The sequence below is a fragment of the Citrobacter sp. Cu233 genome (assembly GCF_030332225.1).
In the GTDB taxonomy this organism is placed as follows: Bacteria; Pseudomonadota; Gammaproteobacteria; order Enterobacterales; family Enterobacteriaceae; genus Citrobacter.
On sequence record NZ_JAOWIF010000028.1, the window covers coordinates 124,996 to 146,010 of the forward strand.

Below are 21,015 nucleotides of genomic sequence, written 5' to 3' on the forward strand. Positions count from 1 at the left end.
TCCTTACAGGTGAAAATCACCCTGATACAGTTTGATATCCAGTGTGGTGGTCATTTGCTGATAACGGATCAACACGCGGGTAAACAATAATCCCACCAGCATCGCCAGAGAGCGATAGCCCAACGGCAAGCTACGATAACCAAAACGCAGCGTTTGTGCGCGATGAATGGCGAGTGCCTCGTCTAACAGAATAAAAATAAATCGCCAGGTCAGCAGAATAAGCTCTGTCATCAGTCGTGGAACATGTGCACGTTTGAGCAGAATAATTAACTGCGGAAACGGTAAATTCAGCACCAGCCAGAACGTTGCAGCCAGCGCCGCAAGGCTTCGCCAGAACGTTTCATTGGCTGTGTGAATGCCCGATGAAGTGATCCCCAGCCAGAAACTGCCCACGGGTACGCTGGCCAGTAAGGTATGCGGGTCGCGGCTGACGCTAAACAAAATCGTCACGACGCCCACCAGCAGAAAGCCAAACGGTAACGCCATCCAACGACACCAGCGCCAGAAAGAAACCCTCAGCAGCCAGCAACTGAGCGCCGCTACCAGCAACATCTCGATACCCTGCCCCAGCGGGGGCAGAGTAAAGGCCAGAATCATCATCACCAGCCAGAGCAAGAATTTTCGCTGCGGTGAGACATGAAACCAGCGACTCTGGTAGCTCAGCCTGTCAAGCCCGGTCATCACGGCGCTGCCTGCCCTTGGTATAACCCAGGATATAGAAAATCACGGCAGCTCCCAGCGAACCCTGTAGCGTAAACAGCAGGCTTTCAATTTCGCCGCTTGCAGGTTCATACAATGGCTGGAACCACGGCTCATAATGTGGTGCGATAGCCTGAATCTGGCTTTCCGCTTCACCGTCTGAACCGCCGTATTCTCCGCCGTGGTTGATGAAAAACGGCAGGACCACCAGCGCAACGACCATCCCTAATAAAATCAGCGTCTTTTTCATCGTTAATGTCCTTGTGCGGTAATCAACTGGCGTTTGGTTAACTGGTCATAAATCATCACGGTTAGCAGCCCCTCTGCGATCGCAATTGGAACCTGCGTCAGACAGAAAATACCCATGAACTTGATAATTGATCCCATCGCCCCCGCAGAGGGATCCGGGAAGGCGACGCCCAACTGCACAGAGGTGACGAAATAGGTCACGAGATCCGCCAGCATGGCGCACAGGAATACGCAAACATCACGACGGAACCCCGCGCGACAAGCCATCTTCCACACCATATACCCAACGACTGGGCCGATTACCGCCATCGACATGCCGTTAGCGCCAAGCGTTGTCAAACCGCCGTGGGCCAGTAACAGCGCCTGGAACAGCAAGACGATTGCCCCAAGAATAGCCACCACCCCCGGCCCGAACAGGATAACCGCCAGCCCCACCCCTGTAGGATGTGAGCAGCTCCCGGTAACGGAAGGAATTTTTAGCGCCGACAGGACAAAAATGAAGGCGCCACACAGGGCCAGCAGGACTTTCTGGTGGTTATCTTCCTGCACGATTTGGCGCAGACGCACTAACCCGTACCACAGGCAAGGTAGAAACAGCAGCCACCAGGCCAGCGCCCACATCGGCGGCAAAAAGCCTTCCATAATGTGCATCGCAAACGCCTGTTCAGGAACAATCATCAATAATAGTGCCGCAGCTAACCCGCTGAAAGACAGCTGTTTGAGCTGTTGTTCAAGCTTCATTGTGCATACTCCCACTGTTTATTAACCAGAATGGTTGAGAAATAAGGTAGCGGTTGATCGTCGCTCACGTCATTCAGATGGCGCCAGCACTGTTCACCTGGCAACGTGGCTTCAGACATCATCAATGCGCAGTCCAGCAAGCCTTCTTGTTGCAGCAGCGCTTTAATGCGAGCAAAACGACCGTACACCTTCATCAACACCAGGCTGTCATGCTGTTTTAATGCGTGCTGGATTTCACTTTCCGGCGCGGTACAGGAGACCACCGCCAGGGACTGTTGCTCCATGGCAAGCGGCGTTTTTGAACGTGCTGCAATTGCGGCAAACGAGGTGACGCCGGGGACAATTTCTAACCAGTCTGGATTACCAATACGCTGGAGTAAAAAGATCCAGGTACTAAATAACATGGCATCGCCGAGGGTAATAAAACCAACCTGTTTACCCGCTTTCACTTCCTGTACCAACGCAGCGGCGACCTCATCCCAGACAGCCTCTTTTTCAGCACTGTCGGCACTCATCGGGAAATGGCAGCAGCGAACGTCCGTTTGCTCACCGATATATTCACGCACGATCGACAACGCCAGACTATCGCCACCTTTACGCCCGGCCGGCGCATAGAGAATATCCAGCGCCCCAAGGGTACGTGCTGCACGCACGGTTACCAGATCGGCCGCACCGGGCCCGGTGCTCAGTGCATACAATTTACCACTCATGCTGCTTCCTCCAGCGCTACGCTCAGCGCTTGCTGTAAATGCGCGACGAACATGGCACGAACCGCCGGATTCTCACCCAGACCGCTGAGCCATGGCGTAGCCGGAATGCCTGCTGCGTTAAACAACGTTTTCCACGAATCCTCTTCATCAGAGGCCATATCATTGATAGCGTGGTCGCCGGCAACCAGCATTAGTGGCATAAGATGAACCGCCGTCACACCTTCCTGGCTTAAGCTTTCGATCAGCACCTCAACTTCCGGGTAGCTTTCTACTGCACCTACGCGAGCCGGGAAGCGCTGCGCTGTCATCATGTGATCGAGACAGGCATAAGCAGCAAAGGCGTGATGACTGGCACCGTGCCCCATAAACACGACTTTTTCACGCTCACTTAACTGCGGCATCTGCTGTTGCAGCGCCAGCATCAGTTGTGCGTAATCATCGTGACTGCTCAACAACGGCACGCCCAACGTCAGGCGTGAAAACAGCGGGCGCATACTTTGGACTTCACGAACAATTTTCTCGTATTCGTCACCATTAATGATGTGCAGCGACTGAATAGCCACATCCTGATACCCCTGCTCCGCCAGCTTTTGCAGCGCCTGCAGCGGCGTGTCGATCTCAATGCCGTCCCGCTGCTTGAGCTTGCGGATGATCATCCCGGAGGTAAATGCCCTGAACAGATCGCGGTCGGGGCAACTGGCCGCAAGATCGCGCTCGCAGGCCACAATATTCTTCTCGCAGGTGTCGTGATAGCTGGTGCCAAAGCTGACCACCAGAAGCGCCTTTTTCATCTCTTACTCCTTAAGCAGCGGCCAGCCAGCGCGTTAAACGCGCCCCAAATGCGGCCTGACTTTCCAGTAACTCTTCTCCCGTCACCAGCGGTGCCGGGCGTGTAATCACGATGCAGGGAATACCTGCATCCAGACAGGGCTGAACTTTTTCCTGATAACCCCCTTCCGCGCCTGACGCTTTGGTGATCATCACATCCGCCCGACACTGGCGATAAAACGCGGCATTGAACTCGGCGCTAAACGGCCCACACAGCGCGAAGATTTCGCCCACGCCAAAGCCCAGATCCGCGCACTGTTGAATCACCTCTGGCACAGGCAGTACGCGTGCCAGCAGCGTTTTTTCCGGCAAACCTGCACGCCAGATAGCCAAATCTTTACTGCCGGTCGTCAGCAACACACGTTCGCCAAAACGACGAGCTGTTTCACATGCTTGCTGGATACTCTGTACGGTGTGCAGATGCGGGTGAGTTAAATCACTCAACTGTTCAGGTCGCTGATAGCGGCTCAACAACACGCCGGCCGCTTCACAGGCGTTCATGATGTTGCGGCTCACCACCTCGGCATAAGGATGTGAAGCATCAATCACCCAGCGCGTCCGGTTTTCCTGCAACCAGGCAATCATTTGTTCGCGCTCCAGACGCCCGCAGCGAACCTGACCTTTGATGTCACCTGCCAGTTGCTTACCTGTCGGCGTCGCCACCGACAGGGTGTAAGCGACATTTGCCGCATCAAGTTGCTGGCACAGCATGCGCGCATCGCTGGTGCCGCCCATAACCAGCACTTCACCGTAATTCACAGCACATAACCCCGCGGTGTAATCATCAGCCCATCCTGTACATAGGTGGTTTTGTTGCCGACAATCACCAGACTGGTCATATCCACCGGTTCAAAATCCATATCACCGAGCGTAGTCAGCCATTTTTCCTGCTTTTTACGACCGGCCGACTTCACGATACCTACTGGTGTTTGTGCGCTCTTGCTGGCGGAAAGCAGTTCAAATGCACGCGCCAGGTGTCCTTCACGACCGCGACTGCGCGGGTTGTAGAAACAGATAACGAAGTCAGCTTCACCTGCGGCAATAATGCGTTTTTCAATTACCGGCCACGGCGTTAACAGGTCACTCAGGCTGATATGGCAAAAATCGTGCATCAGCGGTGCGCCAAGCAATGATGCGGCGGCAATACTTGCCGTCATCCCTGGGATCAGCCGAACCTCAACATCGAGTTTTTGCTTGCTGACCAGCTCAAGTACCAGCCCAGCCATACCGTAAATCCCGGCGTCGCCGCTGCTAATCAGCGCCACGTTGTGGCCAGCTTGCGCCAGTTCAATTGCGGCCTGGCAGCGTTCAATCTCTTTACACATTCCGGTTTTGATCACCTGCTTATCGCCGGTGAACGCCTTTACCAGATGGGTGTAGGTTTTATAGCCAACAATGATTTCTGCCGCCTGGAGAGCTTCAACGGCTTCCATGGTCATCATTGCCTGCGAGCCAGGGCCAATTCCAATTACGCTTAACATCAGTGTGAAACTCCCAAAGTGATCGTGACGCCCTGTTCGCGCAGGGTCTCGCCTAACAGTTGTCCGTGGCTCAGCAGCCAGGCTGCAGGACCGGAAACGCTTCCTGTACCCACCGTTTTGCGAACAAACGATGAGGCTGGAAAACGGTGTTCATGCTCACGCAGCGCGTCAGCGGTAAAGGTTTCGAAAGGCACGCGGCAACAGGAGGCCAACTGGATAAGCCCCTGTTCGTCTTTTTTCAGCGTAATGCTGCCAATGGCTTTTAACGCCAGCGGGTCGACGCGCTGGGCTTCGAGTTGGCGTGCCAGCAGCGCGGCTAACAGTGGGAACGGCGTATCCCGACGACAGCCAATTCCGGCAACCACTCGCTGCGGTACCAGCTTCCAGTGCATAACAGGCAGCTCAGGCAGATTGTTGCGCAAGGTAATACAAATCAGCGCATCCAGTTCAGGAAGCTGATTGAGATCGGTCACCGTGATAAATCCACGGCGGTCGCAATGGCTGACGTCCTGTGCCAGTTCGTCGTCCCACCACAGACCAACCCGTTTGTTGCTGACCAGCATCTGGTTAACAATTTTGACCGCCGAGCGGAAATCATTCATGCGGGCATTTAACTGAAACGCCAGTGTGTCCAGCGCCGCCATATCGTTAACATCCGTCGCGGTGGTAATGACCGGGTCGGCCCCCAACATCCCCGCCAGATAACGCGCCAGTGCATTAGCCCCCCCCGCATGACCGGAGAGCAAGCTAATGACATGCTGGGCACGTTCATCAATGACCACCACAGCCGGATCGCAAAATTTGTCGTTGACCAGCGGAGCCAGCACACGCACTGCAATGCCAGTTGCACCGATAAAAATCAGCGCTGAGTAATTCGCAAACGCATCGCGCGCAGTGTTAGCAAAACCGTTGTCGAAAGGAATAAATCCCTCCTCCAGCAGTTTTTCACTGGTGAAACAGGTTACCGGCAGCATCGCCGCCAGACGTTTAGCAAGCACAACGCCGCCGGGGGTCAGGCAAAATAGCGCAAGTGATTCAGGCTTTACGGTATTCATGGCTAAAATCCGCCGCATAGAGTTTGGAGTAGTGATACTCCGAGCCCAGGAAGTTACCGACCAGAATGAGTGCCGTTTTACGGATCCCTGCGTCGCGAACTTTGTCGCCAATATCTGCCAGGGTACCGCGCACGGTCTGGCTTTCCGGCCAGGTTGCCTTGTAGATCACCGCCACTGGCGTGGCCGCCGGGTAACCGCCTTCAATCAGACGCTCAGCAACCCGGTGGATGCGTTGGACGGAAAGATAAATCGCCATCGATGTCTGGTGACTGGCAAACGACTCCAGTTGTTCACGTTCCGGTACCGGCGTGCGACCTTCCAGACGGGTAATGATTAGACTCTGCGACACTTCCGGTACGGTATACTCGACGCCCAACTCTGCCGCCGCGCCAAGGAACGCGCTAACGCCAGGCACCACCTGCCAGTCGATCCCTCGCTTGGTCAGCTCTTCGCCTTGTTCACGTACAGAGCCATACAAAGAAACGTCACCGGTTTGCAGACGCACGACGGTTTTACCGGCTTTCACACCCGCTTCCATCAGATCAAGGATCTGCTCCAGATGCAGTTCGGCGCTGTCATGGCATTCCGCTCCGGCCGGGCAATACTCCAGTAATTCAGTGTTAATCAGCGATCCGGCATAGATAACCACTTGCGCCTGCTGGAGCAACCGGTAACCTTTGAGGGTAATCAGCTCACGATCGCCAGGACCTGCACCAACAAACCACACACTACGGGGATCAAAAATCTCAGACATGGGTTCCTTCCTTCTGACAGGCGATAACAAATACGGGGTTATTCGGTTTGAAATAGTGACCACTACCCAGCCTGGAAAGTGAGGAAACCTGCAGTTGCAGGCAATCCACACCCTGTATGCCAAGGTGGTCCAGATGAGCCAGAGCGGTGTTCAGGTTTTCCTGAAGGATAAATGTCATCACCAGTCGCCCTGCGGGATGTAACTGACGCATTGACCAGTCGATCAGATCGGTCAGATGGCCGCCGCTACCGCCCATGAAAATGGCATCGGCTTTTTCCGCAATCGTCATCGGCGCGATACCTGGAAAAATATCGATGTTTGCACAGGCAAAATGCTGACGGTTTTCGTCCAGCAACCTGAGCGCATCCGGATTACGCTCGATCGCCGTGATACGCAGCCCTGGATATTGCAACGCCGCCTCAATCGACACGCTGCCGGTTCCCGCGCCGATATCAATCAGATGGCTGGCGCGGTGTAATTCAAGTTTTGAGAGGGCGAGTGCACGTACCGCTTCTTTGGTCATTGGCACTTTCTCTCCACGTAGAAAAAGCTCATCTTTCATCGAGGATCACCACTGCATTCATGTCATAGTCGGCTGTAATTTTGCTCACAGGCAGGCAGTGGATACGCTCATTGTCCATCGCCAGGTTTTCGCCAATCACCATCCAGCGATGTCCTTTGCCTCTGGCAACCAACTGCTGCGCAATTTCACGCGGGCCACACAGCGCATCGGTCACCATCGCAACCTTGTTATGTCGCGCCAGTTCATCAAAACAGACACTGCGACCATGGCTACTGGTGAGCCACATGTCGTTCATATCAATACCCGCTTGCGCACACAGATACTGAACGGCGCTAATACCAGGAATAATGCGCACATTTTCAATACCAAAATGCGCCACCATCCGCGTGCCAATGCCGTAGAACAGCGGGTCACCTGAGGCCAGTACCACCACATTTCGCTCCTGATGTTCGCCGATCCAATTCAATAGCTCCGGAATATTGGCACCAAGAGCAAACCGTTCACCGGCAAAATCCGGGAACTGCTGCAGATGTCGCTTGCCACCGACCAGCACATCGGCCATTGCAACCGCGTCGCGCGCCACTGGCGTCATCAAATGCAACCCAGCGGGCCCCATCCCAACAACCGTTAACATTCCATCTCCTCTGCGATCTCCGCGACCGGACGATTGCTGCCGAGGACCTGATTATCAAAAGAGAACATGATGGCGTCGCAGGTCGGAGGATTTTTCGTAAAACGCAAGGTTTGCAGGACGCGCATACAAATACGCTTCGCCAAATGGTTGTAAATGTGCTGAAAGCCGTATGCTTCGATATGTTCCATCGCAGCTTCGGTCGTGTCACAGTCGCTGACCAGCGTCAGCAGTTCCAACGGCGCGCCAAGTAATGCGAGGTGAGCGACCAGCGTTTCCATGCGGGCATCCGCGATATGACTATGGGTATGGAAGATCCCTGCCGCGATTTTGATAAGTTTGCCGGGATGGCCCACCAGCACGATCTGGCGGAATCCCAGGCGCACCGCTTCTTCAATCATGTAACCGACAAAGTTGCTCATAGTGACCACAACCTGTGTGTCGAGCCCCATCTGTTCACGCACAAAACGTTCGCCGTGATTACCCGGTACCAGCACTACGCGATCCAGCCCTGCCGCGCGTTTGATCTCCAGTTCCAGCGATAACGAACGTTTCCAGCTCTCTTCCGACATCGGCGTAACAATGCCCGTGGTACCTATGATCGAAATACCGCCCAGAATCCCCAGGCGCGAGTTGTAGGTTTTTTGCGCCCTTTCTTCACCTTCAGGCGCAAAAATCTCAATTTTTGCCCCGCGATTTGGTCCAATCGCTTCACGTACTGCGGACTCAATGGTCTGACGAGGTGTCCGGTTAATCGCCGAACTGCCCACCGGCAAACCAATCCCTTTACGGGTCACCGTACCAACACCCTCACCGCCCTGTAAGACAATGTCTTTGCTATCGTCTAACGTCACGCGGGCAAAGATCAGCATCCCATGCGTGGCGTCCACGTCATCACCACCGTCTTTACGGATGGCGGCAATCGCCTGCTGCCCTTCGATATGCGGTGACTCCACGTTCAGGCATAACGTCACCCCGGAAGGCGTCACAATGGAAACCTGATGGATCAGATGCTGGCGCAGCACCATCAACGCAGCGACTTTTGCCGCCGCCGTCGCACACGATCCCGTGGTGTACCCTTTACGCAGCGCTTTACCGTTGTGCCACACTGGCGTATCAAAGGACTGGTCGCTCATCGCGCCCCCTGCATGTGATAAAGCATGGCGTTGACGATAGCGGCAGCGACGTTGCTGCCACCTTTGCGACCTAATGCGGCAATGGCGGGCAGATGACTTTGTGTCAGTGCATCTTTCGACTCCGCCGCGCCAACAAATCCTACCGGTACGCCAACCACACCGCTGACGGCTGCATCATGTTCCAACAGTCGGAACAACGCGGTTGGCGCGTTGCCAAAGACAAACAGTTTTTCGCCCTCTTCCTTCACAGCAATGTCGACTGCAGCCATTGAACGAGTGATCCCCTGTTCTTTTGCTGCCCGTACCACACGTGGATCGCTGATGTAACAGCGGCATTCGCCACCGAATTTTGCCAGCAGGGTTTTGTTGATCCCGGAAAGCGCCATCGTGGTATCGGTATAAATCACGCTCGGGCGACTCAATGCAGCGCAAAACTGTTCCAGTACACCGCTGGAAAACCACAGAATGTCCAGCCAGTCAAAATCCGCGGTTGTGTGGATCACCCGCTTGATGATGGCTTCATGCAACGGACTGGCAAACTGATAATCCGGGCGGGTTTCACTGATAATCTCGCCAATGATGTCGAAACTTTTGGCCTCAATCGCTTGAGGTTGCTGGATATAGTGCATTTTGTTGTCCTCAGGCGACACCGCCCCACAGCCAGCGCAGTGCAATAAACAGCGCCAGTGCCAGGGTCGATGCTACCCACATCAATCGAATCGTTTGGGAAATGTCGTCTACAGAAATGTCTCGTTGTTGATCGCCAATCCACGGTTTCTCAACGCGCTCGCCGAAGTAGTCATTAGGCCCCCCCAGACGAATACCTAATGCCCCAGCCACGGCAGCTTCCGACCATGCGCAGTTTGGGCTGCTATGGTTGTAGCGATCACGCCAGCCAATCTGCAAAGCACGTGCGCCGTCCTGGCGGCATAAAAACGCCGCCACACCCAGCAACAACCAGCTCAGTCTTGCCGGAATAAAATTAGCGACATCATCCAGGCGGGCGCTAACCATGCCGATAGCACGGTATTTTTCATGTTTGTACCCCACCATTGAATCGAGGGTATTCACCGCTTTGTAGGCCATCGCCAGCGGCGCACCACCCAGTAAGAGGAAGAACAGTGGCGCGATGATGCCGTCAACGGTGTTTTCCGCCACAGTTTCCACCACGGCGCGGTTAATCTGTTTTGGTTGCAGCTGCGAGGTATCACGTCCCACAATCCAGGAGAGTTTTTCCCGACTTTCGGCAAGATTATTGGCACGCAATGGACGCTCGACATCCAGCGCAGCATTCGCCAGACAACGCCCTGCCAGCACGGTAAAGATCATCCACACCTCTACGCCCCATCCCAGCCACGGGTGAATAGAACTCGCCAGCGTCAACACCCCCCAGGAAACGCCCCATGTCACACCGACCACCACGATCCACATCACGGCACCACCGATTCTCAGCGTGCCATCACTATGGCAATAACGCCGAATGACTCGCTGGATTGTGGAGATAAGGTTGCCGATCCAGCGCACCGGGTGAGGCCAGTTCTGCGGATCGCCAATGATAAAATCCAGCAGCCAGGCAACGCACCATGCAAGTATCGTCATAGCGTGTTCCTCGCAGCGGCCAGCCAGTGATTGAGCATTTCGGGGCGCTGGGCAAAATGAACGTGCAGATAACTGGCGAAGGTATTTCCGACCTGCCATCCGCCTGACCAGGCCTGCAGCGTTTTGCCATCACGCACCTTGCGGCAATTCATCACTGCCGGGATTTCAGGGGTAAAATCAGAATAGTGGAATTCATGTCCGCGCAAGACTTCACCGGCCGTTGCCAGCAATGTTTGCTGCGTGGCTTGCGCCTCGCAGTAGCCAAACCGGGTCAGCCGTTTGCCCATTTTGCTGTGCCCAGGAATGATATCTGCCATTAGCCAGCGATCGCCGTTGCTGTCCTCCAGCGAACTACCGAGATACATCAACCCTCCGCACTCAGCATAAATAGCGACGCCACGCTGATGCGCTGCTCGCAATTGCTCCAGCATGGTCACATTACGGGCCAGGGCCGCAGCATGCAGCTCCGGATACCCACCGCCTAACCAAATCATCTGACAGTCTGGTAAACAGGTATCATGCAGCGGGCTAAAACGAACAATATTGAGGCCCGTACGCGCCAGTAACGTCATGTTATCCGGATAATAAAAGTTGAACGCCTCGTCATCAGCAACGGCCAGCGTTAATCCTGCACCTGCGTCTGCAGCAGGCAGTGCGGGCCATTCACCGACAGGAAGGTTGTCTAACATGCTTAAGTTCAGCAGCGCGTCGATATCCAGCGTCTGTTCCAGCGTCGCGGCAAAATCCTGCCATGGCTGCTGGTTGATAACTGACTCACGAGCGGTAACCAGACCCAGATGACGTTCCGGGAGTGCGACGCCCTCCATGCGGGGAACATAGCCCAATACAGGCACGGAGCAATAACGCTCAATCGCAACTTTGAGTAGCTGGTAATGTGTTTCGCTGTTGACCCGATTAACAATCACGCCTGCAATGTTCAGACTGGGATCAAAATGCTGAAACCCCATCACCGTGGCAGCTATCGAAGTGGAAACCGCCTTACCATCAACCAGCAAGATGACCGGGCAACCCAACTGTTTCGCCATCGCCGCAGTACTGCAGTAATCAGGGTCCGTTCCATAGCCGTCATACAACCCCATAACGCCTTCGATAACGGCAATATCCGCGTGCTGCATCTGCTCGCAAAATAAGGCATTCAGTGTAGAGGTGGGTAGCATGAAACTATCAAGATTGCGGGAAGCCGTGCCGCACACCGCGGTGTGCCAGCCGGTATCAAGGTAATCAGGACCGACTTTGCATGGCTGGACGCGTAAACCGCGCTTTTTCATCAGGCTCAACAAGCCCAGCGTCACCGTGGTTTTGCCACAGCCGCTACCGGTACCTGCAAGAACAAATGCGTGAAAACTGGCCGCCATACCCTGATCCTGTTCAGGGTGGTAGGGGTGTATAGATACCCAGTCTCTCGACTGTATGCATCTGCGCAACCCACTTCCCACCGAAGTTGTTGGTAGTCACCGACAGGCAGGTCTTCTGGCTTAGCGTCGTCCTCGCCCGCCCTTCCCAATCTTGCGATCAGTGGTCTATACGGGGTCGTCAGCATCACAGCAGCGGGGGCTGCGGGGGATTCTCACCCCCTTCCCTACCACAAATGTGGCAAACCTGTCAGTTCAAGAGCCGATTTAATTTGGCTCTGTGTCTTGAGGCAAATTCACGACCTCATGACAATAATTCAAATTAATATCTTGCCGGGTACATTCAACCAATGTTATGGCCTCAACCCGTTTATTCATATGTTCATTTTTTGAATGAAAGCGTCATTAAAGAATAAAGAAAGTCTTTCACACAGACACTGTATCTCATCACAAAAATAAAAACTGGTGCAGTTTATCCCTCAAATACTATTATTTTGTTGCGCTATGACAATTTATTGACTGCTGTAGTTATTTTTCATTTTATAATGACTGACATAGCGTACGATATCAAAAATCGGCAATAGCAAATTATTGCTATTTAAGCTGTCTTTTCAGATGAAATGACATTTATTTGCTGACGGAAAGCCTGCGGCGTAACCTGGTACGTTTGACGGAAAACTTTGCAAAAATAACTGGTTTGTGAGAAGCCTAAATTTCGCGCAATACTGGCAATGCTCCAGTCGCTATGACAAAGTAACTCTTTAGCACTCGCCATTCGCTGTTGATTTACCCATGCGTTAAATCCTATCCCCTGATATTTTTTGAACAATTTGCTGAAATAGTAAGGACTGAGATAAACGTGAGAGGCAACATCTTCCAGACGAAGCTCGTCTGATAAATGCGCATCAATATAACGCAAGGCTTTCTTCATTTTACTGTCATGAGGGTTCGGACTACGATTAGCCCGCACCGGCTCTGATTGTTGCGGATTGTCTTTGATTACGACAAAATTCAGTTGTTTTTTAAGACAATTTTCTACAATGAGCTTCAGCAAATCTGCTGAGGCAATAACCCGCGAATAGTCCATTTCCGGTACATTACGAAATTCACTCACCAGCTCGGGATCGGCTTGCCAACGGTCGTCTACGTTCAGAATATCCACCAGCCCCACGTCATTACTTAAGCGCACCTGACCACATAAGACAAACCCTACCAGATGTCCCGCAATGACCAGCGGAATGGAGAAGTCGGTAAGTCCGGCATGGCAGCGATAAATGCAGGGTTGATCGGATTTTGATGCTTCCAGCCCCCCACAGCGATCGCTCATACGACATCGCGTACTATGTTGAGGATGCTGGCGCATCAACTGGCAAAAAGGGGTGAAATTAAAAAGCTCAGAAATTTCATCACCGTGAATATTGACAACCACAACAGCCAGACTGGTGGCCTGCGCAAAATCCTGTGCGATTTTATTAATGAGTTCTGAGTTCAGGGCACTCGCAGAAATCATGATAAAACCTCTCAGTTAATTTATTGTTATAAACAAAACATATCATTTACATTCGCTTTTCATCTCGCTATCCAAAGCAATGATAAAAGGCGTATTCGAACATAACAAAAGTCTCCCATTCTTGGGAGACTTTTTAAGCGGTTCAGGAAACCTGATCACGAAAACAGTCATCACATTTCAAAAATAAACATTTTCCGTGAAGCTAACGCTCATTTTCCTCAAGCTTGCAGCTATTACACGGTAAGTTTTTGCCAATAAAGTAACGATAAATTGCAGCCCCCGCACAAGCACCAATGACAGGTGCCACGATCGGGACAATAAAGTAAGGAATATCACGCCCCCCAGTCATCGCGACATCCCCCCAGCCTGCCATCCATGCGAACAATTTAGGTCCAAAATCACGAGCCGGATTCATGGCGAATCCGGTAAGTGGCCCGGTAGATGCCCCAAGAACAGCAACCAGAATACCGATCAGTAGTGGTGCTAACGGCCCCCGGGGAATCCCATTGCCATCATCGGTGAGCGCCATGATCATCCCCATCAGAATGGAGGTAATCACAACTTCCACCAGTGCAGCCTGCCAGACGCTGAGTGCGGCGGCAGGATAAGTACTAAATATGCTGGCAAGCTGCAGACTTTCGAGGCTCCCCCGCACCATATGGTGGACGGTTTCATACTCGATAAACAAACTGCCATACAATAAATAGGCGAGCAGAGCGCCACCAAAGGCACCAGCCACCTGAGCAATAGAGTAAGGCAACACTTTACGGCCAGGAAAACAGGCAAACAGCCACAGTGCTATGGTGATGGCGGGATTGAGATGCGCACCCGAGATCCCTGCTGTCAGATAGACTGCCAGTGAGATCCCCAACCCCCATATAATGCAGATCTCCCACAACCCTAAACTGGCACCGGCTACTTTCAGGGCGCTCAGGCATCCAATGCCAAAAAACAAAAATAATCCGGTACCCAAAAACTCGGCGATACATTGCGCTTTTAGTGAATCGTTCATTGTGACACCTTCTAAGCAGAGTTCGTGTCTTTACCAGCGGTCTCCTTGCTGGCTCGTAGAATACTTCGAGACTTACTATAAAAAGCGATGTCGGCAAATTGTTGGCAACCTGAGGGCGGTATGTACGTCAAAATCGTGTTGTGATAGCAAATTCTTGTCATCACCTTTATAAAAACATACCACCGAATGGACTGAAACCTTATTAAAAGCATATTTATAAAATAATAAAATATTGCTCATGGGAGATTTTCATTTTCAAACAACCATCACAATTTCATTTTCATCGCATAGCAAATGATATTTATATTGTCACCTTTAAAAGTGTAAATATGGAATTAACAAAACTAATTTTTCACATTAACAACATTCAATAAATCATTTAAAAACAATGCATTACAATATATTGTGGCAATTTTATATCACCATATCCTCACTATTTTTTCACTCACAATTTCAAGTCAGCCATTCTTTTTCCTCGCTTCTTTTTATAGTCATGAAAATCGGGACAACCCAGGCGAGGTCTTTATGCAACAAGAAGCGTTAGGAATGGTAGAAACCAAAGGCTTAACTGCAGCCATAGAGGCCGCAGACGCAATGGTGAAATCAGCCAATGTGATGCTGGTCGGCTACGAAAAAATTGGTTCAGGGCTGGTAACAGTCATTGTTCGCGGTGATGTAGGCGCGGTAAAAGCAGCAACAGATGCCGGTGCCGCCGCCGCACGCAACGTGGGAGAAGTGAAAGCCGTACATGTGATCCCACGCCCTCACACCGATGTCGAAAAAATCTTACCGAAGGGAATTAGCTAATGAGCAGCAATGAGCTGGTTGAACAGATCATGGCGCAGGTGATTGCTCGTGTGGCAACGCCAGAACAACAAGCTACCCCTGAAAATACTCCCCCAACACGAGAAACGGCTATGGCAGAGAAGAGCTGCAGTTTAACGGAATTTGTCGGTACTGCGATTGGCGACACCGTCGGTCTGGTAATCGCCAACGTAGACAGTGCCCTACTGGACGCGATGAAACTTGAAAAACGCTATCGCTCCATCGGTATCCTCGGCGCGCGCACAGGCGCAGGCCCACACATCATGGCCGCCGATGAAGCGGTAAAAGCCACAAACACTGAAGTCGTCAGTATTGAGCTTCCTCGTGATACCAAAGGCGGCGCAGGTCACGGCTCGCTGATTATCTTAGGCGGTAACGACGTTTCTGACGTGAAGCGCGGGATTGAAGTTGCGCTGAAAGAACTGGATCGCACCTTTGGCGATGTATATGCCAACGAAGCCGGACACATCGAAATGCAATACACGGCGCGCGCCAGCTACGCGCTGGAAAAAGCCTTTGGTGCGCCAATTGGCCGTGCCTGTGGCGTTATCGTCGGTGCCCCGGCCTCCGTTGGTGTACTGATGGCCGATACAGCGCTGAAATCCGCCAATGTTGAAGTGGTGGCCTACAGTTCCCCCGCGCATGGCACCAGTTTCAGCAACGAAGCCATTCTGGTCATTTCCGGTGACTCTGGGGCTGTGCGTCAGGCAGTCATCTCAGCCCGTGAAATCGGTAAAACCGTGCTGGCGACCCTCGGCTCAGAACCCAAAAACGACCGTCCGTCCTATATCTGATATCAGTGAGGCTGATTCATGAGATCGAAAAGATTTGAAGCACTGGCGAAACGCCCTGTGAATCAGGACGGCTTCGTTAAGGAGTGGATCGAAGAAGGCTTCATTGCGATGGAAAGCCCGAACGACCCTAAGCCGTCGATTAAAATCGTCAACGGTATGGTCACTGAACTGGACGGCAAATCCGTCAGTGAATTTGATCTGATTGACCACTTCATCGCGCGCTACGGCATTAACCTGGCACGCGCTGAAGAGGTGATGGCGATGGACTCGGTTAAACTCGCCAATATGCTTTGCGACCCCAACGTCAAGCGTATGGACATTGTTCCTCTGACCACTGCAATGACGCCAGCGAAAATTGTGGAAGTGGTTTCGCACATGAACGTCGTTGAGATGATGATGGCAATGCAGAAAATGCGTGCCCGCCGTACCCCATCTCAACAAGCGCACGTGACTAACGTCAAAGACAACCCGGTACAGATTGCCGCCGATGCAGCAGAAGGTGCCTGGCGTGGCTTTGATGAGCAGGAAACGACCGTTGCTGTTGCACGTTACGCGCCGTTTAACGCGATTGCTCTGCTGGTAGGTTCGCAGGTTGGACGCCCTGGTGTGTTAACTCAGTGTTCCCTGGAAGAAGCCACCGAACTGAAACTCGGCATGTTGGGCCACACCTGTTATGCAGAAACCATCTCCGTCTACGGTACTGAACCCGTCTTTACAGACGGTGACGACACGCCATGGTCAAAAGGTTTTCTGGCCTCTTCTTACGCCTCACGCGGCCTGAAAATGCGCTTTACTTCTGGCTCCGGTTCAGAAGTTCAGATGGGCTACGCCGAAGGCAAATCGATGCTTTATCTGGAAGCACGCTGCATCTACATCACCAAGGCGGCTGGCGTTCAGGGTTTGCAAAACGGCTCCGTAAGTTGCATTGGCGTACCTTCAGCCGTGCCATCAGGCATTCGTGCTGTGCTGGCAGAAAACCTGATCTGTTCGTCACTGGATCTGGAGTGCGCCTCCAGTAATGACCAGACCTTTACCCACTCCGATATGCGTCGTACTGCTCGTCTGCTGATGCAATTCTTGCCGGGTACAGATTTCATTTCTTCTGGATATTCCGCTGTTCCGAACTACGACAACATGTTCGCTGGTTCCAACGAGGATGCCGAAGATTTTGACGATTACAACGTCATCCAGCGCGATCTGAAAGTAGACGGTGGTCTGCGTCCGGTTCGGGAAGAAGACGTTATCGCCATTCGCAATAAAGCGGCTCGTGCGCTGCAGGCCGTTTTCGCCGGAATGGGGCTACCGCCAATCACCGACGAAGAAGTCGAAGCCGCGACCTACGCCCACGGTTCAAAAGATATGCCAGAGCGTAACATTGTTGAAGACATCAAATTTGCGCAAGAGATCATCAATAAAAACCGTAACGGCCTGGAAGTGGTGAAAGCCCTTGCCCAGGGTGGGTTTACCGATGTTGCTCAAGACATGCTCAACATCCAAAAAGCCAAGTTAACCGGAGACTATCTGCATACCTCCGCCATTATCGTCGGCGACGGACAAGTGCTTTCCGCAGTGAATGACGTCAACGATTATGCCGGTCCGGCAACAGGTTATCGCCTGCAAGGCGAACGCTGGGAGGAAATTAAAAACATCCCTGGCGCACTTGATCCCAACGAGCTTGGCTAAGGGGTGAACAATGGAAATCAATGAAAAACTGCTGCGTCAGATAATTGAGGATGTGCTGGCTGAAATGCAGACCAGCGATAAACCCGTCTCTTTTCGCACATCGGCCGCAACCAGTGCACCACAGGCTGCAACGGTACAGGGCGACGGCTTTCTGACCGAAATTGGCGAAGCCAAACAAGGTCAGCAGCAGGACGAAGTCATTATTGCCGTAGGTCCGGCGTTTGGCCTCTCACAAACCGTCAATATCGTCGGTATTCCGCACAAAAATATTTTGCGCGAAGTGATAGCCGGTATTGAAGAAGAGGGAATTAAAGCACGCGTAATCCGTTGCTTTAAATCTTCCGATGTTGCGTTTGTAGCCGTGGAAGGTAACCGCCTGAGTGGTTCCGGGATCTCAATTGGCATCCAGTCCAAAGGCACAACGGTTATCCACCAGCAAGGGTTACCACCGCTTTCTAACCTGGAATTGTTCCCACAGGCACCACTGCTGACGCTGGAAACCTACCGTCAGATTGGTAAGAACGCCGCGCGTTATGCCAAGCGTGAGTCTCCGCAACCGGTCCCGACGCTGAATGACCAAATGGCGCGTCCGAAGTATCAGGCGAAATCAGCCATTTTGCACATTAAAGAGACCAAATACGTCGTAACGGGCAAAAACCCGCAGGAACTGCGCGTGGCGCTTTGATAAAGGATAACTCCATGAATACCGACGCAATTGAATCTATGGTTCGGGATGTGTTGAGCCGGATGAACAGCCTGCAAGGAGAAACAACCTCTCCCATTACGGCGGCAGCTTCAGCACATACCGCAAAAGTCACGGATTACCCCCTGGCGAATAAGCATCCTGAGTGGGTCAAAACCGCAACCAACAAAACGTTGGATGACTTCACTATCGAAAATGTTTTGAGCAATAAAGTGACCGCACAGGATATGCGTATCACACCTGAAACGCTGCGTATTCAGGCGGACATCGCCAAAGACGCCGGCCGTGACAGACTGGCGATGAACTTCGAACGTGCAGCCGAACTGACTGCGGTACCTGACGACCGCATTCTTGAGATCTACAACGCGCTACGTCCTTATCGCTCAACGAAAGACGAGTTGATGGCCATCGCCGACGATCTGGAGAATCGCTATCAGGCGAAGATCTGTGCCGCGTTCGTTCGTGAAGCAGCAGCGCTGTATGTAGAGCGTAAGAAACTTAAAGGCGACGACTAACGTCAGGGTGAAACGATGCGATATATAGCTGGCATTGATATAGGCAACTCATCAACGGAAGTCGCACTGGCAACCCTGGATGAGACTGGCGCGCTAAGCATTTCCGGCAGCGCACTGGCGGAAACCACCGGAATTAAAGGCACATTGCGTAATGTGTTTGGTATTCAGGAGGCACTTGCACAGGCGGCAAAAAATGCCGGAATTAATGTCAGCGATATTTCGCTCATCCGTATTAACGAAGCCACACCGGTTATTGGTGACGTGGCGATGGAAACCATCACCGAAACCATCATCACAGAATCCACCATGATCGGTCACAACCCCAAAACGCCTGGCGGTGTCGGGTTAGGCGTTGGTGTAACCATTACGCCGGAAGAGCTCCTGAGCCGTCCGGCGGATACACCGTATATTCTGGTGGTGTCATCGGCTTTCGATTTTGCCGATGTCGCCACGATGATTAATGCTTCCGCACGCGCCGGATACCAGTTGACTGGCGTTATTTTGCAACAGGACGACGGTGTGCTGGTCAGCAACCGGCTGAACATGCCTCTGCCCATCGTTGATGAAGTCCGCCATATCGATCGTATCCCGTTGGGCATGCTGGCCGCCATTGAGGTCGCTGTTCCTGGCAAAGTTATCGAAACCCTTTCTAACCCGTACGGAATCGCGACTGTCTTCAGCCTTAGCGCAGAGGAGACCAAAAACATTGTCCCCATGGCCCGCGCACTGATTGGCAACCGCTCTGCAGTTGTGGTGAAAACGCCATCTGGTGATGTGAAGGCTCGTGCGATACCAGCCGGAAACCTGGAACTGCAATCGCAAGGACGAACCGTACGCGTCGATGTCGCGGCAGGTGCAGACGCGATTATGAAAGCGGTTGGTGAATGCCCGAAACTGGATAACGTCATCGGAGAGGCGGGAACCAATATTGGCGGCATGCTGGAGCACGTTCGCCAGACAATGGCTGAATTAACCAACAAACCCAGCCATGAAATCTTTATTCAGGATCTGTTGGCAGTTGATACTTCAGTTCCAGTCAGCGTGACCGGGGGACTTGCCGGCGAGTTTTCGTTGGAACAAGCCGTTGGTATTGCTTCTATGGTGAAATCAGATCGTCTGCAAATGGCGATGATTGCCCAGGAAATCACGCAAAAACTCAACATTGATGTACAGGTTGGTGGGGCTGAAGCCGAAGCCGCTATTCTGGGAGCCTTAACCACACCGGGTACCACACGTCCACTGGCTATTCTGGATCTTGGGGCCGGATCAACTGACGCCTCTATCATTAATCCTCAGGGCGAAATTATTGCCACACACCTGGCGGGCGCAGGCGATATGGTCACGATGATTATTGCCCGTGAACTGGGTCTGGATGACCGCTATTTGGCGGAAGAGATCAAGAAGTACCCGCTGGCGAAAGTGGAGAGCTTGTTTCACCTGCGTCACGAAGATGGCAGCGTTCAGTTCTTCCCAACACCTCTCTCTCCTGCCGTCTTCGCTCGCGTATGCGTTGTAAAACCTGCTGAGCTGGTGCCACTGCCGGGCGATCTGACGCTGGAAAAAGTTCGGGCTATTCGTCGCAGCGCTAAAGAGCGTGTTTTTGTTACCAACGCGCTGAGAGCGTTGCGACAGGTTAGCCCGACCGGGAACATTCGGGACATTCCCTTTGTCGTTTTGGTTGGAGGTTCCTCTCTGGACTTCGAAGTTCCGCAACTGGTTACTGATGCGCTGGCTCATTATCGCCTGGTCGCGGGTCGCGGCAATATTCGGGGTTCGGAAGGCCCGCGAAACGCAGTTGCGACGGGGTTAATTATCTCCTGGTACAAGGCATTCGCTCATGGAAAGTAACCTCACTGTACCCGCTATCGTGATCTTCGCCATGGGTGACTTCGCAAACATCTGGAATGACGTTCTGCTGGGCATTGAAGAAGAAGGTATCCCCTTCGTGATTCAACAGACTCACTCGACTGACATTATCCACAACGCATGGCTGGCCGCCTGTCAGTCACCGTTGCTGGTCGGCATTGGATGCGACCGGGAAAAGCTGGTTGTGCACTATAAGAATCTACCCACCTCAGCGCCACTTTTTACGCTGACATATCAACAAAATAGCCACGCTCGCCGGAGCATTGGTAATAACGCTGCGCGGCTGGTAAAAGGCATCCCCTTCCGGGACTGCCACTCATAATCCACA

Annotated in this window: 24 protein-coding genes and 1 riboswitch; of the genes, 7 read left to right on the forward strand and 17 right to left on the reverse strand. The window is 52.6% G+C overall.

Going from position 1 to position 21,015, the window contains the following annotated elements; translation table 11 throughout:
* Window positions 1-3: 3 nt before the first annotated feature.
* The 17 genes from OGX95_RS01450 to pduF form a co-directional block, all read right to left on the reverse strand.
* The gene (locus OGX95_RS01450; RefSeq protein ID WP_286628677.1) at window positions 4-681 is read right to left on the reverse strand and encodes an energy-coupling factor ABC transporter transmembrane protein; all 678 of its coding nucleotides are present in this window, start codon (window positions 679-681) and stop codon (window positions 4-6) included.
* Window positions 668-949, reverse strand: a complete 282-nt coding sequence (locus OGX95_RS01455; protein WP_137382353.1) for an energy-coupling factor ABC transporter substrate-binding protein — start codon at window positions 947-949, stop codon at window positions 668-670. The genes OGX95_RS01450 and OGX95_RS01455 overlap by 14 nt, the downstream gene beginning before the upstream one ends.
* A gap of 2 nt (window positions 950-951) precedes the next feature.
* Window positions 952-1,689, reverse strand: a complete 738-nt coding sequence (gene cbiM / locus OGX95_RS01460) for a cobalt ECF transporter S component CbiM (RefSeq protein WP_271441833.1) — start codon at window positions 1,687-1,689, stop codon at window positions 952-954.
* Complete coding sequence (locus tag OGX95_RS01465) at window positions 1,686-2,399, reverse strand: cobalt-factor II C(20)-methyltransferase (protein WP_286628062.1); 714 nt, start codon at window positions 2,397-2,399, stop codon at window positions 1,686-1,688. Before OGX95_RS01465 ends, cbiM begins: the two co-directional genes overlap by 4 nt.
* Entirely contained in the window at window positions 2,396-3,190 is a 795-nt protein-coding gene (gene cbiK, locus OGX95_RS01470; protein ID WP_286628063.1) for a sirohydrochlorin cobaltochelatase, read from the reverse strand. Before cbiK ends, OGX95_RS01465 begins: the two co-directional genes overlap by 4 nt.
* Window positions 3,191-3,200: 10 nt before the next feature.
* Window positions 3,201-3,986: a cobalt-precorrin-6A reductase gene (locus tag OGX95_RS01475; RefSeq protein WP_286628064.1), complete on the reverse strand. Its 786-nt coding sequence runs from the start codon at window positions 3,984-3,986 to the stop codon at window positions 3,201-3,203.
* Window positions 3,983-4,708: a precorrin-3B C(17)-methyltransferase gene (locus OGX95_RS01480; RefSeq protein ID WP_048211983.1), complete on the reverse strand. Its 726-nt coding sequence runs from the start codon at window positions 4,706-4,708 to the stop codon at window positions 3,983-3,985. Before OGX95_RS01480 ends, OGX95_RS01475 begins: the two co-directional genes overlap by 4 nt.
* A complete protein-coding gene (cbiG, locus tag OGX95_RS01485; protein ID WP_286628065.1) occupies window positions 4,708-5,763 on the reverse strand; it encodes a cobalt-precorrin 5A hydrolase in 1,056 nt (351 codons plus the stop codon). Before cbiG ends, OGX95_RS01480 begins: the two co-directional genes overlap by 1 nt.
* Window positions 5,744-6,517, reverse strand: a complete 774-nt coding sequence (locus OGX95_RS01490; protein WP_005123046.1) for a cobalt-precorrin-4 methyltransferase — start codon at window positions 6,515-6,517, stop codon at window positions 5,744-5,746. Before OGX95_RS01490 ends, cbiG begins: the two co-directional genes overlap by 20 nt.
* Window positions 6,510-7,079 carry a decarboxylating cobalt-precorrin-6B (C(15))-methyltransferase gene (locus OGX95_RS01495; RefSeq protein ID WP_286628066.1) on the reverse strand — a complete coding sequence of 190 codons (570 nt, stop codon included), beginning with the start codon at window positions 7,077-7,079 and terminating at the stop codon, window positions 6,510-6,512. Before OGX95_RS01495 ends, OGX95_RS01490 begins: the two co-directional genes overlap by 8 nt.
* Window positions 7,069-7,674: a cobalt-precorrin-7 (C(5))-methyltransferase gene (locus OGX95_RS01500; RefSeq protein ID WP_286628067.1), complete on the reverse strand. Its 606-nt coding sequence runs from the start codon at window positions 7,672-7,674 to the stop codon at window positions 7,069-7,071. Before OGX95_RS01500 ends, OGX95_RS01495 begins: the two co-directional genes overlap by 11 nt.
* Window positions 7,668-8,807 carry a cobalt-precorrin-5B (C(1))-methyltransferase CbiD gene (gene cbiD, locus OGX95_RS01505; RefSeq protein WP_286628068.1) on the reverse strand — a complete coding sequence of 380 codons (1,140 nt, stop codon included), beginning with the start codon at window positions 8,805-8,807 and terminating at the stop codon, window positions 7,668-7,670. Before cbiD ends, OGX95_RS01500 begins: the two co-directional genes overlap by 7 nt.
* Window positions 8,804-9,436 (reverse strand): cobalt-precorrin-8 methylmutase, encoded by a 633-nt coding sequence (locus OGX95_RS01510; RefSeq protein ID WP_286628069.1) that lies wholly within the window; start codon window positions 9,434-9,436, stop codon window positions 8,804-8,806. The genes cbiD and OGX95_RS01510 overlap by 4 nt, the downstream gene beginning before the upstream one ends.
* A gap of 10 nt (window positions 9,437-9,446) precedes the next feature.
* On the reverse strand, window positions 9,447-10,406 hold the full coding sequence (gene cbiB, locus OGX95_RS01515) for an adenosylcobinamide-phosphate synthase CbiB (RefSeq protein ID WP_286628070.1): 960 nt from the start codon (window positions 10,404-10,406) through the stop codon (window positions 9,447-9,449).
* The gene (locus OGX95_RS01520) at window positions 10,403-11,782 is read right to left on the reverse strand and encodes a cobyrinic acid a,c-diamide synthase CobB (protein WP_286628071.1); all 1,380 of its coding nucleotides are present in this window, start codon (window positions 11,780-11,782) and stop codon (window positions 10,403-10,405) included. The genes cbiB and OGX95_RS01520 overlap by 4 nt, the downstream gene beginning before the upstream one ends.
* A gap of 88 nt (window positions 11,783-11,870) precedes the next feature.
* Window positions 11,871-12,045: riboswitch (cobalamin riboswitch) on the reverse strand.
* Window positions 12,046-12,377: 332 nt separating this feature from the next.
* On the reverse strand, window positions 12,378-13,289 hold the full coding sequence (pocR, locus tag OGX95_RS01525; RefSeq protein ID WP_286628072.1) for a transcriptional regulator PocR: 912 nt from the start codon (window positions 13,287-13,289) through the stop codon (window positions 12,378-12,380).
* A gap of 202 nt (window positions 13,290-13,491) precedes the next feature.
* Window positions 13,492-14,301, reverse strand: a complete 810-nt coding sequence (gene pduF, locus OGX95_RS01530; RefSeq protein WP_286628073.1) for a propanediol diffusion facilitator PduF — start codon at window positions 14,299-14,301, stop codon at window positions 13,492-13,494.
* 525 nt (window positions 14,302-14,826) lie between these two features.
* On the opposite strand from pduF, the gene pduA reads away from it, so the two are divergent.
* Genes pduA through OGX95_RS01565 form a run of 7 tightly spaced genes read left to right on the forward strand, consistent with a single transcriptional unit; the run spans window position 14,827 to window position 21,009 of the window.
* Complete coding sequence (pduA, locus tag OGX95_RS01535) at window positions 14,827-15,108, forward strand: propanediol utilization microcompartment protein PduA (RefSeq protein ID WP_003030255.1); 282 nt, start codon at window positions 14,827-14,829, stop codon at window positions 15,106-15,108.
* Window positions 15,108-15,920 carry a propanediol utilization microcompartment protein PduB gene (pduB, locus tag OGX95_RS01540; protein ID WP_286628074.1) on the forward strand — a complete coding sequence of 271 codons (813 nt, stop codon included), beginning with the start codon at window positions 15,108-15,110 and terminating at the stop codon, window positions 15,918-15,920. The genes pduA and pduB overlap by 1 nt, the downstream gene beginning before the upstream one ends.
* 18 nt (window positions 15,921-15,938) lie before the next feature.
* Window positions 15,939-17,603: a propanediol dehydratase large subunit PduC gene (gene pduC, locus OGX95_RS01545; protein ID WP_286628075.1), complete on the forward strand. Its 1,665-nt coding sequence runs from the start codon at window positions 15,939-15,941 to the stop codon at window positions 17,601-17,603.
* A 10-nt stretch (window positions 17,604-17,613) separates the two neighbouring features.
* Entirely contained in the window at window positions 17,614-18,288 is a 675-nt protein-coding gene (pduD, locus tag OGX95_RS01550; RefSeq protein ID WP_286628076.1) for a propanediol dehydratase medium subunit PduD, read from the forward strand.
* A gap of 14 nt (window positions 18,289-18,302) precedes the next feature.
* Window positions 18,303-18,821: a propanediol dehydratase small subunit PduE gene (gene pduE, locus OGX95_RS01555; protein WP_286628077.1), complete on the forward strand. Its 519-nt coding sequence runs from the start codon at window positions 18,303-18,305 to the stop codon at window positions 18,819-18,821.
* Between the two features lie 15 nt (window positions 18,822-18,836).
* Entirely contained in the window at window positions 18,837-20,669 is a 1,833-nt protein-coding gene (locus tag OGX95_RS01560) for a diol dehydratase reactivase subunit alpha (protein ID WP_286628078.1), read from the forward strand.
* Window positions 20,659-21,009, forward strand: coding sequence for a glycerol dehydratase reactivase beta/small subunit family protein (locus OGX95_RS01565; RefSeq protein ID WP_286628079.1), 351 nt, complete (start codon window positions 20,659-20,661; stop codon window positions 21,007-21,009). Before OGX95_RS01560 ends, OGX95_RS01565 begins: the two co-directional genes overlap by 11 nt.
* Window positions 21,010-21,015 lie beyond the last annotated feature (6 nt).